Below are 11,474 nucleotides of genomic sequence, written 5' to 3'. Positions count from 1 at the left end.
TAGAACGATCTCAGACTTTCCCCAGTCAATTAACTGATCGATCAGTCTCCGAAAAAACGGCTTCCGTCCTCGGCGATACGCTCAACGTGGGCAAGAATTTGAGGCGCCTCCAAAAGAAAGTCTGTCACCGCCTCGCTGCTGAACTCCAGATCAAACGACCAGCCAGCGATAAGAGCGGAGGCAGCACCTGCGCGACGGCGTCGGTCTTGCTCCTTGCGCAGCTCCTTAGCCTCCTCAGGGCCGGCTTCGGCAGCCTGCCTTCCATCTTCGATTGACTGACGGACAAGCTCTGTGCGAGCGGCCTGATATTCGTCTGACCAGACAGAGCGAATCTGCAGCCATTCCTCTGTATGCTTGCCGTCTGGGGTGCTGAGCGGAATACGCACGCCCTCATTGGCCTTGCTGCGCGTCTTGAAAACGTCAATACCTGTCATATTTAGCTCCGATCCTCGCCGAAGAACCCCGAGTCAGACCCGTCCTCATAGCTAAGCGGCATTTTTACGCCCGAGTTTGATTTTGGGATGGTGTAGAAATCTTCTTTTTTCATAATTTCCTCTGGGCAATAAAAAGCCGCCCGGAGGCGGCTTGTTTGATTGTGTAAAGCTATCTTGTAGAGATGAAAATAATGACCCCAATGGCTAATGCAGCCGCTAGGACTATAGGTAGATGCTCGCCAAACGCCCCGTCCATAGGGTTGTCATCTTCCGCAGGGTATTCAGATTTCTCAGCAGCGTGAGAGCTTACAGGCTCGAGCTCAGAGCCGCAGTGCTTGCACTTAATAGCTTCATTTAAAACGGTCTCCGCACAAAATGGACACTTCCGATGCTTATCGGAAAGCTCCAGACTTTTTGTGCCCGCCTGAATCTTGCCCCCGCCACTCTCAGGCTCGGGCATGAACCACAGAAAAGCCAAAGCCAGAAAAGAAAAAATGAAACCAATGACAAACCAAAGCGCTGGATTCCGCCCCTTCACTCTCGCGAAATACGCGCTAAGCGCTGCCACAACTAGCCAAATAAGCACGTATTCCACAACCATTCCCCCTTTTATGTAAGGGAAGAATGTAGCGATTTGGGTCTTAAGTGGCTAGGCCGTCATAGCTCTTATATTTGCTTCCTATATTCCAGGATATCCATCCGGCTCAAATTCGAACACCCGCTCACCAGCTTTATAGAATTCGATTCCTACGCGAAATGGCTTTCCCGACTTCACGATTTTTTCCAGCTGTTTTGCATCGCGAACGAACATCAAATCACTATCATTTGTTGTGCTTTGCAAGCCCGTCCATTTCTGGACGGGGCCGTCACTCACTCGAATACTAAATCTGCAATCTCTGTAACTGCATTGCATCTGCCCCTCATCGATTCTGAAATACGCATCGAAATCGCTCCCCTTACCCCTAAAACTTAAAGTTAGCCTAGACCCTCCAGCCTTGTTATAGGGGAACTCAAACACGGTATTATTGGTCGATTTCGCCGAGACGACCGTTGTTACCTGATCGGTCATAGCGTCTTTGAACTCGCTTTTCGACCATTTCAGGGGCTTTGGTTTATCGGCGACATCAACAGATAAAGCTGGAGACTTTGCCAAATTTTCTGAATTATTTTTGCCGACTCCAGTTCCTATCGACCATGCCACTGGCAGCACAATGAATATGACGAAAATCCATCCAATAACTCCGACTGACTTCTTCGGCTTTGCACCGCACCCAGGACAAGCTGAGGCTTTGCTAGAAATCTGCCCGCCACACTCCCTGCATTTAATTAATGCCAATTCACATCCCTCCCGATTTAGGTCAGGAGGAATGTAGCGTCTTGAGCATCAAGTGGCTAGGCCGCGATAACTGATTGGCGCGACAGCGCACGGTTACATGCATTGTTTGCTGCTTCTTCGGCTGACTTCATTTCAGCGCCAAACCGAAGCTTTAGAGCTTTCGCCGTAGCGGCGGCACTGCCAACGTGGTCATGAAGCTCGACCCCAGCATTAATACCGAAAGCTTTGAACCCCTCGTACATGTTGTACTTTGTGTATATCCGCTGTATCCAGCCAGCGTGGACAATCAGCGCGTTCAGATTAAGAAGGTCTCCGCTAGTCATGACCTGCGGATTGATTGCCTTTGGCGCGCCGATCCACTCACCTTCCCACTCGTAGCTATCAACGAAAGTGCAGGCTTCTTCAAATTCTTCCTGCGGGATATCGCGATACTGAGCCACCTGATGGCGAGCTTTCAGGTTTGACCAAAGCTCACTGTATCCGGCGCGGCGTCGAGCCTTATCGAGAAAAGCAACCTTGCCGTGAACTTTGGCCGAAAGGTCTAGTTGCTGCTTAGGGCTCAGCGCTTTGCGAAGGCATTCAGCGGCAACTTCTGGAGCGATCTTGCGCAGTTGCTTCTCGCAGTCAATGAAGTATCGGCGAATCCGGCGGCCTGCCTCTGTACGCTCAACCATGGCCAGCTCTTTGGCCATATCGACGGAGAGGCTGTACTCCTGTGAGCGGCGATCACCCCCGCGGCCTTTGGTTACTCGTTTTTGAGTAACCATTGAGAAGTCTTGCCCTTCGATAAAGCCGTACTCAGCTACGCGCCGTGACACCCAGTCATTAAATCGAGTGGTCACACCAAGACAGATATACAGGTCGCGTGCACTGCACAACTGCACCACCTCTCCGTTCAGCTCGCCAAAGCGCACAGGGATAAGCGTTCCGTAGCCCATGACTTGGTTGTTTTCTGTCTGAATTGCAGTAATATTGTTCATGTGAATTGACCTCGAGAATTAATTCGCACCTGAAGCCCCGGCCTGCAAGCTGGGGTTTCTTCGTTTTAGGCTGCAGCTTCCTGCCTTTTCTGGGCTTCTCGCCACTTCAACCCCTCTTCGATCAGAAGCCCGATTTCTGCATTCAGGCTTCGGCGATTCTTGCCTGCCTCAATCTTCGCTTCCTCTTTCACGTCTTCCGCCAGTCGTAACGGAAACGGTGATGGTCTCTGGATCTCTTTCATGGCTTCACTCCTACGTCTTTGTGGATTCATATTGCATCCACATGAATATGACGTCAAGTGGATTCTTGAATCTTTACGAATCCACCTCCACAATTCGCGAAAATTAGTGGGGTAATCCAATGTCAGACCGTCACGCCCTGCCGCCGTATTCGCTTCGAATGACCTCGGAGCTAAGACAGTTGCTCGAAGAGTCGGCGAAGAAGACCAAGCGCAGCCTGAACGCGGAGATAGTTGCTCGCCTTGAAGAAAGTTTTTCCCCGCAATCAATGCTCCTTGTTGATGAGGCTGAACTTTTGCTCAACCCGAATAGCAATATCAGCGAAAAAGAATTCAGAGCGGCCGTCAAAGAGATCTGCGATGCAGCAAAACTAATCTCGAACCATATGCCGAAAGCCGTCCTTGGCGATGAACAAACCTGAGTCAGCTGCGAGTAATACGGATAGAGGTCGTGCCGTCATAGCCTGCGCTGACGGTGTACTGCGGGATCACCGCGCCCGGACCTGACACTTGTTTCTGGCCTTGGGTGTAGCGAACCTTCGGCAGTTCGATGGTGTAGGTGTCGGAACCCTCTTCCAGTACCACAGTGTGGCTGGTTTCAGCTTCTTGCAGAACCTTGGCCCACAGCGTTCCGTCTTTCAGGTACGCGCTCATGCTGCCAGTTACCGTGGCAATGCCGTTGCTGATGCAGTAGGCGCTGCGTTGGAACAGGGAGAAAGCTGCTTCCATCCCGTTATCTACAGTCACCTGCCACTCGGTGGCATACGCGATAGGCGCGCCATCTTCGGCAAAGGAGCCGTTGGTGGTCACCATCATGTCGGTAGTAGTAGCGGCGGCGAACGTTGCGCCAACTGGAAGCGTGTATTCAGCTGCCTCAGTGCCCAGCATGCCGAAGGTGATGCCAGCCTTATCGCCCAGGGGTGCGGTGATGTTCATGGTCGCAACACGGCATCCGGTATAGATGTAGTCCTCACCGATATCCGTGTGACGCTCCAGAACCGCAAAGCTTCGCTCAGTCGAACCGATGATCAGTTCATTAGTTGCCCAGGTGCCTTGAAGTGCAGCTTCAATTAGGTCGTCAAAGCTGCTAAAGCTGACCTCGGCCGCAATCTCACCCTGGGTGCTGTAGGTGCCGCCACGGCTTGGGGCGCGCTGGCGAGCCTGGTTGATTTCGTTCGACTCGATCTGGTTAATGCTCGGGCTCAGACCTTCCGACACAAAGCGGATCGGCTTGAAAACCGGATTTCCGGGGATCGAGCCTTCCATGGTGATAGTCACTGCATCGCCAGCGGCCTCATCAACTAGAGTGACGGCAGTGCCATCCATTGCTGTGACGGTCAACTTTCCGGCAGCGGCAGTGGCTACCTTGAACTTGCCGTTGTTCTCGGCAGAAGTGAAGCCAGCAACCGTGATGATGTGGCCAGCCAAGAAGCCAGCAGTCAGGAAGCCTGTGCCGGTGTCATTGAAGCTGCTGTCACTGGCTGTGACGCTGAATGTGTCGTCCGCGATTTCCGCGAACTCTCGAACGTAGTAGAGCTTTGTGGCTGAGCCATTCGCAAAGCAAGACATGGGTTATACCTCCGGACGGGTAGTGGTGGCGCTGTAGTAAATGGACACGTTGGTTTGCTGCCAGCCGTCTACAGGCCGGATGTTGTTGCGGGTTACGCGGTCGATGTGGACGCATTGGCCCGAGTAGGTCAGGCGGCGCCCTGCAACGAAGTAATCGCGAAGTTTTTGCACGGCAGCAAGAATGCGGCCTGTGCCGTCGTTCATTGGGTAGTTCAGATTGACTTGGAATATCCCAATGGTCTCGTCATTGCCGCCCACCCCCAGACTGGCAACGTCTGTTGATGCGGGGATGTTGAACCAGGCAGCCCAAGGCAGAGTGACCGCCGGCGGAGTGAAGTCTTTTCCCTCATTGCCTGTAGGAATTCCAAGCGCTGCCGCTGCCAGCCCTGTCACAAGGGCAGCATTGATATTTACTTCGGACATTGGCTAAACCCTGTACTTGGATATCGCGGCGTTGACGATGCGCTGAACGCGGGCAAGGTTGCGGCGAACCATTCCCTGCGGTGACTGCTGGCTGCTACCGTTCTCAAGCTCTTCGATATACGGAAGATTGCTCATCATGTAAGTGATGTCGCCAGCGCCCTTGGGTGTCTCCGCCTCAATCTCTGCAAGCGCGGCCGATCCGCTTGGGTCCAGGCGATCAGGAGAGGCTGCGGGCTCGGAGCCAACTCCAACCGTCCATGAGCCGCGCGCCGCCCCTTTATCAACTGGCGTGTCTCGCACGGTTCCACCAAAGAAGTCGAGCGTGGCCGTGCGAGCTATCTTGTCGTGCGCCTCAATGATTCGCTTGGTAGCTGCGCCCATATCACCTGAAAAGCTCATTACTTGCGGCCGTGGATTTCGTAAACCAGCGGAGTTCCAGCCGGATTGGAAACTTTGATATTCACGGCTCGCCATATCGCACCATCGGCCGTGATGGTTGTCGTCAGCGCTGGAGCCCATGAAAGCCCTTTCGCTGCGATCAATATTTTCTTGTCCCCGGTGAGCACTTGTGTGCCCTCGGCATATTTGGCGCCTGACTCTTGCAGGGTGTAGTCGAGCAGAATCAACTGGCAAGGCTGGGTAATCGGCAAATCACCGGATGTTTCGCCTGTAATCGGGTCATATGCGCCGGGAATCACGTCATCAAAGCGTGCTGCTTGGCCAAACTCGCTGATCAGGTCAAGCGCGACCGTTGCCATATCGTCATAAAACGCCATTAGCCGCGCACCAGCTTGAGCTGATTGGAGGATTCGAGCAGGCCAGCGAACTGCGCTGACGACTGGCGAACTGCTGCGGCTTTGGTTGCCGAGGTCTTGGCCTCCGCATACTGCTGCTCAACAGCACCTTCCACGCGGTTTTTGGTAACCGCCCCTTTGCGCTGAGCCGGAGGGTCAATATCGTCCCTGTATATCTCGGCCGCCAAAGCCATCTGGCCTTGCTTAACCTGCGCCGGGATAGCATCTGAGGCGATGGTGAAGCCGTTGCGGCAAACGCCATAGCGCGGCCATGCACCGGTTTGATCCGGGCTGACTGCACGCCCCTTCCATGGCATCGAGGTCATTTCGAGGTAGCCACGGCGCAGCAGCGACTCTTGCGCCGTTTCGTCTGCCGGAATGGTCAGACCGTAGTTGGCGGCGTAAATCACCAGTTCAGCAGCCGTCGAGAATGAATCGGCGCCGGGAACGATTGAGCCGTCTTCGATTACCAGCGCCATAAATTACTCCGCGTCGTCCAGCAGTTTGGCAAGCTCAGGCTTGTTCGCACTTTCGCTGAACTCAATACCTTTCTCGGTCAGCGCGACTTTGATTTGATCGACGTTGAGACCTTTCGATGCCTTAGGCTGTTCATCAAACAACTTGTGCAGCTTCGGGTCGAAGTCAGATTCGTTGATCAGTACGTGATCGCCCTGATCTTTGCCCCATGCCTTTACTTTGATTACGCTCATCTCGTTCTCCAAAAAACTGCCGAGGGCCGAAGCCCCCAGCATTCAGGGTTAGCCCAACAGCAGGCCGATGTGTTCGGACTTCACGGAAGCACAGCCCCATGCAAGCGCGATTTCATACTGCATTTGGCGGTACTGCGCGTACATGGAGACTTCGAAACTCAGGCCGGTGAGCGGGTCGGTCACGATCATGCGATCGACAGCCGAGTCGCCTTGCTCTGGCAGCGCGGGTGCGCGAGTAGCCAGTGCAATAGCAGAGCGAGCGAAGAACATGTTGCGGTTGCCAGTCACCGACAAGGTGATAGCAGTCGCAGCGGCCGGGATGGCTTGGCGCAGACCAGGCGCGGCCAAGGTAATGGTTCCGCCTCCAGACACATCGGCATCACCAGCCACAACCACGTACTTGTTGGCATCACCAGCGAAGGCAACAACATCGCCAGCCAGAATGGTGCCAGTACCGGCCGAGGCCAAGGTAATGACGGTTGCGCCAACTGCGTAACCAGTGGTGTCAGTGGTCGAGGACGCACCAGTACCAGCGGTGTGTCGTTTGATAGCAGCTGACTGACGCAGGGCCAAGCCCTGCAGGCGATCAGTGATACCGTTGCGCAGCATGTCTTCACGGCCCGCTTCGTTCACATGGAACAACCCAGACTGCTTGCCACGCATGTTGAACATGGCATCGCTACCAAGCACCATCTGGAAGTCCAGACCTTGAGCGCCGTTCTCTTCCAGAATGCGCAGCGCACCAGCGGTATCGCTCAGATCGTTTGCGGTAGCAAATGGGGCAGTGCCAGAGGTGCCGTATGCGCGCGAAGCCTTCACATGCAGGGCGGCAAGATCAGCCTCGATCTCGTTCACCAGAGTCCGCATGCCTTGCTGGATCTGGTTGGACAGGATGACGTTGTAGCTTGCGCCGTTGTTGTCCAGGCCGCGCTTTTCCTCGCCATTCCAGCGGATCGGTACGCGGCGAGCTTTGGTGATGGTCATCGGCACATTGCCAATTACCTGGTCACCATCGTCTGGCGGGGTTACAGCCGGGGTAATGTCAGATGCAGTTGCAGCAGGCACAACCGGAGACATTACAGTCTGGCCAACGGCCGCACGGTCATAGGTCATGTCGGAAGTCACAGCCGGGATGAACCCGACCAGTTCGCGGGACACTACATCCAGCGCGTTATACAGAGTAGGCACAAGCCCGGTAAGAGTGTTAGCCATGATTGGCTCCTTGTTTGATCGATGGTTGAGTGTTCAGACTTGCGGGCCATCCGACCCAAGCACCGACCCCATCCGGGCATCGGCAAATTCGGCATTAGTCAGTGACCGTGCCGCCTTCGCGGATGAAGGCCGACTGTTGGTCAGGCTTCATGCCGTCGAAACTTGTACGAGAAACAGAGTTCTTTCCGCCTTGGCCTGCGCCATGTCCAGCGCCAGTGCCGTTTGCACCAGACGACTTGAGAATGTGGTTTTTGTGCGGGTAGGACTCGACCAGAAGCTCAATGGCTTCATCAGCCGTGGCCAGCTCTCCCGGGCGAGCGCGGGAGTAAATCTTTCCACCGTTGGCGTCATAGCCAACAACCTTGCCCTCTTCGACCTTAAGGCTGTTACCGAACAGGGCGCGAGCGATCTCTACACCGGCCGGGCCTTCTGCAGCGAACTTCTCAGCAATGAACTTGGACGAAGAAAACGCGCCGCCGATCAAGTGGCTATTCAGCTGGCCTTTCAGCGTTTCGTTGTCCTTGACCATTGGAGCGTATTTATCTTCAACGGCTTTAATGGCCTCGGCCTTGATCTTGTCGACCTCGCCCGCGTCCATCAGCTTTTTGTCGTCAAAGCTCTTGATGGTGCTCAGCGCCTTGAGTGCTGCAGCAGGGTCATCAATGCCCTCGAAACCTTTCAGCTTGCCCTCGGCCGCTTCTGCGCGTTCGCGGTTGGTCTTGGCCTCGCCGTTCAAGCGCGAAATAGTGGCTACAGTTCCAGGCGCATCAAACGCAACCGTCTGTCCATCGTCGTGCGTATAGACCGGCTTGCCGTCTTGCACTTCCGCGTACTGTTTGCCTTCTACTTCAATGGTTTTCAATTTCATGTGAGTCTCCGGGCATCCGCCCAATTGGTTGGCCATCCGGCCATTTGCGCCCCGCCTCATCCGAAACCAAGGCAATAAAAAGCCCCGCATGAGCGAGGCTTGAATTTGAGTCAATAAAAAGGCCCGCCGAAGCGAGCCATGTGATGTTTAAACCATTTCCGGTCTTTCTAATCCTGATTTCATCTGAACCGCAACATCGCGATGCTTCCAGCATGTGGCGCATATGTTGCGATGGATTATGGCTCCCTTCTTGAGCTTGCCCTTCACAACCATGGAGCCAGCTTCAATGGTCAGCTTTGCCCTTCCACCGCAATGAGGGCACTGAATCATCCCCTCGGGCCTAGGCATAGCCTTGATGCGCTCAATCACCGCCTCCTTGGGAGTCGGGTCACGCTTCGGCACGATGGATAGATGAGGCTTTTCGGTCATGCCCGGATCTTACGCTGCTATCCCTACCCGCTCAAACAAATCAGCATCACGCTGCTTGAGCTGGTCAAGCGTGTAGACCCTGCCTTTGTTGTTGGTAAACCTGTCGACATTCACCTTGCCTTCACGGAATAGTTTGCCGCGCGTTGGGCCGAGCACATCATCCTGGAATGCGGCCGGTTTATTGCGAAGCCAGTCGCTGTAATCGATATCTGCCGCTGCGTATCCGTCCATACTGGCTTGAGTTCCTTTGTCGATTTCATCTGGCGACAGACCCAGCTCTTCCCAACCCTTGATAACTGGAGTTGAAGTGCTGCGGCATCCGATGTGTCTTGGCGGCTGCGGGCCCGAACCAATCGGGAACGTCTTACCCGACAGGCTGGCGCATGTAATCGTTGTGCGGCCATCCAGCGTGGCTAGAAACTGCCACTCACCTACCAAGTCATCGTTGGCTGCGTAGAACGCCTGCCGAGCAAAGTTAGATGTGTGATTAACCGCCGTCCGAACAATCGACTCAGCGCCGCGACGATCAATCTCAAGCAGACCGTCAGCGTAACCGTTGGTTCTGGTGCCGCGTATCCGGCGAACCATCTGATCAATCGTTTCGCCTTCAACAAAGCCGATCCGGATTGCATCCCTAACACGCGTCATGCGCGCCGCTTCCATGTCCTTGGTGAACTCAGAGAGCAACTTACCTTGAAACGGCCTCGCCATAGCGGCGGCGTAAACCTGACTGGCGCTTACCTGTGCAATTGGGAAAACAGCCTGAACTTGCCCAGGTATCGCGCTGGTGAATAGCTTGTACTGATAGCCCGCCTCGTATTCGGCGTAAGACTGCAGTTCGGTATTAAGATCATCGCGCAGAGCACTGTAAGCCGCTGCATTCAACTCACGAACCGACTTTAATAGCCGCTCAAGCCGCTGAACCGTGAATGTTGCCGGGTCCATCTTGCTAATGGCGACAACGATCTGGTCTTGCATGTCGGCATCAACCCTGTTCAGCAGCGATACCATGCGGCGCACTACGCCATTACTGAACATCTGCATACTGACTGCGTGCGATACCTCGGCATCAGCTAAGCGTTCGTTAACGGTCGGCATTAGAACGTGCCTAGTGCTGGGCCTTGCCCCTCAATACGTTCTTTTTCTTCTTCCCAATCCAATTCGTCAGCCAGCACGCCACGGCGCTTGATCTCGCTGAACAGTGACTCATCGCTCAGCTTGCCCGCGGCATTCATATTGAGCAGGAATGGCAGCGTGGTTTGCTGGTCGTAGTCGACTTCAAAGTTGCCTTCTACTTTCACCGAGCCGCCGCTTTCCAGCTTCAAGTACTCAGCGAAGTACTGGAACACCTGATCAATGCAGTCTTCAAGCTGGCCAGCCATGGTTTCTAGCGGGCTCATTTCCTGAGCTGACTCTTCCTCGGCTTGAGTGGCGGTCTTGGTTGCCTGCTTCTCTTTGTAGAGCAGCTTGGCACCGGCAATGCGCATGTCGTCAACGAGGTCTTGCAGAGATACGCGGCCGGCGTCGATGGCTTTACCGGTGTGCTCGACCCACTTCATGTCGCCGCCTACCGGCAGTTTTGTCGCGGCGCTGGTCCCAATTTTCAGCTCCCACTCATCGTCGTCTATGCCGCTAACCATAAGCATCGGCACCCGAGCAACATGCAGAATGTTGTCCTGATCGCTCTGGGACTGCCAGTGCTTGATGTTCAAGTGTCCCAGTTCGAGCAAAGGCGGCGTTGCCGTCATGAAGCCGGTGCGCTTGGTGTAGTAGGTGGCCAGCGGGATGTGTTTCAGGCTTGTGGTGCCTTCTTCATGCACCGCCCATACAACCTTCTTGTCCGTGCTTTCAGTCTTGCGGTAGGTCGTCCACTTGCCAACCTCAAGCACGCGAATCTGATCAATGCTCTTCAGAGCAAACTCGTTATCGGGGTCTTGCTCTTCCACCGACTCCATATAGCGGAACTGGCTAAGCATCTGCTCACCGTTCCGGCTATCGGATTTCCAACCGAGAACCTGCCCTGGGCGAATGATGACGGCATAAGGCCGGGCGCCTAATGCAATCTCGTCGGCGCGGGTTTTGACGTCTTTGGTCTTCGGGTAATCGACGAACACATGGCAAAGGCCTTTATCTAAGCCCGTGCGAAACAGCTCTTGAGCCCACACCTGCAGGTTATTGCCTTGCCGGTCGATGTTCTCCGAGAAGGCAGCAATCTCTTTCGGGACGTCATCACCCAGAGTAATCGGCTCGGCAAACACCCGGCCGGTCATATTGCTGATCGTCTCGCTGTACGCCGGCAGGAGCGTGGACAGGCTCAGTCGGGCTTCGTATGCGTCCTGCTCTTCCTTTGGCCACTTCGGCAGGAACTTAGTCGAGGCTGCGCGCATCGCTTTCGTACCGCCCATGAGCGCGTCAACGATTGCCCAGTCCTCGCGCATTGCCGATACGGCTGCTGATACTGTGCTGGGGTCGTTTGCCAT

17 protein-coding genes are annotated in these 11,474 nt (G+C 54.8%); 1 reads left to right on the top strand and 16 read right to left on the bottom strand.

The window, feature by feature from the left end; translation table 11 throughout:
• Positions 1–41: 41 nt before the first annotated feature.
• From PMYSY11_RS07780 to PMYSY11_RS07760, 5 genes are all read right to left on the bottom strand, one after another.
• Positions 42–434: a hypothetical protein gene (locus PMYSY11_RS07780; protein WP_150548807.1), complete on the bottom strand. Its 393-nt coding sequence runs from the start codon at positions 432–434 to the stop codon at positions 42–44.
• 169 nt (positions 435–603) lie between these two features.
• Positions 604–1,029: a hypothetical protein gene (locus PMYSY11_RS07775; RefSeq protein WP_150548806.1), complete on the bottom strand. Its 426-nt coding sequence runs from the start codon at positions 1,027–1,029 to the stop codon at positions 604–606.
• Positions 1,030–1,113: 84 nt separating this feature from the next.
• Positions 1,114–1,770 (bottom strand): hypothetical protein, encoded by a 657-nt coding sequence (locus tag PMYSY11_RS07770; RefSeq protein WP_172970678.1) that lies wholly within the window; start codon positions 1,768–1,770, stop codon positions 1,114–1,116.
• A gap of 56 nt (positions 1,771–1,826) precedes the next feature.
• Positions 1,827–2,750 carry an antA/AntB antirepressor family protein gene (locus PMYSY11_RS07765; protein ID WP_172970677.1) on the bottom strand — a complete coding sequence of 308 codons (924 nt, stop codon included), beginning with the start codon at positions 2,748–2,750 and terminating at the stop codon, positions 1,827–1,829.
• 65 nt (positions 2,751–2,815) lie between these two features.
• Entirely contained in the window at positions 2,816–2,992 is a 177-nt protein-coding gene (locus PMYSY11_RS07760) for an Arc family DNA-binding protein (RefSeq protein ID WP_150548805.1), read from the bottom strand.
• A 119-nt stretch (positions 2,993–3,111) separates the two neighbouring features.
• Between PMYSY11_RS07760 and PMYSY11_RS07755 the strand changes: the two genes are divergently transcribed.
• Positions 3,112–3,411 (top strand): Arc family DNA-binding protein, encoded by a 300-nt coding sequence (locus tag PMYSY11_RS07755; RefSeq protein WP_150548804.1) that lies wholly within the window; start codon positions 3,112–3,114, stop codon positions 3,409–3,411.
• A 1-nt stretch (position 3,412) separates the two neighbouring features.
• On the opposite strand, the gene PMYSY11_RS07750 is transcribed toward PMYSY11_RS07755, so the two are convergent.
• The 11 genes from PMYSY11_RS07750 to PMYSY11_RS07700 form a co-directional block, all read right to left on the bottom strand.
• Complete coding sequence (locus PMYSY11_RS07750) at positions 3,413–4,558, bottom strand: phage tail tube protein (protein ID WP_150548803.1); 1,146 nt, start codon at positions 4,556–4,558, stop codon at positions 3,413–3,415.
• 3 nt (positions 4,559–4,561) lie between these two features.
• Positions 4,562–4,981, bottom strand: coding sequence for a phage tail terminator-like protein (locus tag PMYSY11_RS07745; RefSeq protein WP_150548802.1), 420 nt, complete (start codon positions 4,979–4,981; stop codon positions 4,562–4,564).
• A gap of 3 nt (positions 4,982–4,984) precedes the next feature.
• Positions 4,985–5,380: an HK97 gp10 family phage protein gene (locus PMYSY11_RS07740; protein WP_150548801.1), complete on the bottom strand. Its 396-nt coding sequence runs from the start codon at positions 5,378–5,380 to the stop codon at positions 4,985–4,987.
• The gene (locus PMYSY11_RS07735) at positions 5,380–5,757 is read right to left on the bottom strand and encodes a hypothetical protein (RefSeq protein WP_150548800.1); all 378 of its coding nucleotides are present in this window, start codon (positions 5,755–5,757) and stop codon (positions 5,380–5,382) included. Before PMYSY11_RS07735 ends, PMYSY11_RS07740 begins: the two co-directional genes overlap by 1 nt.
• The gene (locus PMYSY11_RS07730) at positions 5,757–6,254 is read right to left on the bottom strand and encodes a DnaT-like ssDNA-binding protein (RefSeq protein ID WP_150548799.1); all 498 of its coding nucleotides are present in this window, start codon (positions 6,252–6,254) and stop codon (positions 5,757–5,759) included. Before PMYSY11_RS07730 ends, PMYSY11_RS07735 begins: the two co-directional genes overlap by 1 nt.
• A gap of 3 nt (positions 6,255–6,257) precedes the next feature.
• Positions 6,258–6,485 carry a hypothetical protein gene (locus PMYSY11_RS07725; protein ID WP_150548798.1) on the bottom strand — a complete coding sequence of 76 codons (228 nt, stop codon included), beginning with the start codon at positions 6,483–6,485 and terminating at the stop codon, positions 6,258–6,260.
• 48 nt (positions 6,486–6,533) lie between these two features.
• Complete coding sequence (locus PMYSY11_RS07720; protein WP_150548797.1) at positions 6,534–7,697, bottom strand: major capsid protein; 1,164 nt, start codon at positions 7,695–7,697, stop codon at positions 6,534–6,536.
• A gap of 94 nt (positions 7,698–7,791) precedes the next feature.
• Positions 7,792–8,565: a DUF6651 domain-containing protein gene (locus PMYSY11_RS07715; protein WP_150548796.1), complete on the bottom strand. Its 774-nt coding sequence runs from the start codon at positions 8,563–8,565 to the stop codon at positions 7,792–7,794.
• Between the two features lie 147 nt (positions 8,566–8,712).
• A complete protein-coding gene (locus tag PMYSY11_RS07710) occupies positions 8,713–8,994 on the bottom strand; it encodes a hypothetical protein (protein WP_150548795.1) in 282 nt (93 codons plus the stop codon).
• A 9-nt stretch (positions 8,995–9,003) separates the two neighbouring features.
• Positions 9,004–10,092: a phage head morphogenesis protein gene (locus tag PMYSY11_RS07705; RefSeq protein WP_197737972.1), complete on the bottom strand. Its 1,089-nt coding sequence runs from the start codon at positions 10,090–10,092 to the stop codon at positions 9,004–9,006.
• Positions 10,092–11,474, bottom strand: a complete 1,383-nt coding sequence (locus PMYSY11_RS07700) for a DUF4055 domain-containing protein (protein ID WP_150548794.1) — start codon at positions 11,472–11,474, stop codon at positions 10,092–10,094. Before PMYSY11_RS07700 ends, PMYSY11_RS07705 begins: the two co-directional genes overlap by 1 nt.

It is taken from the genome of Pseudomonas marincola (genome assembly GCF_900682675.2).
GTDB lineage: Bacteria > Pseudomonadota > Gammaproteobacteria > Pseudomonadales > Pseudomonadaceae > Aquipseudomonas > Aquipseudomonas marincola.
This window is presented reverse-complemented; position numbering and strand designations above follow the sequence as displayed.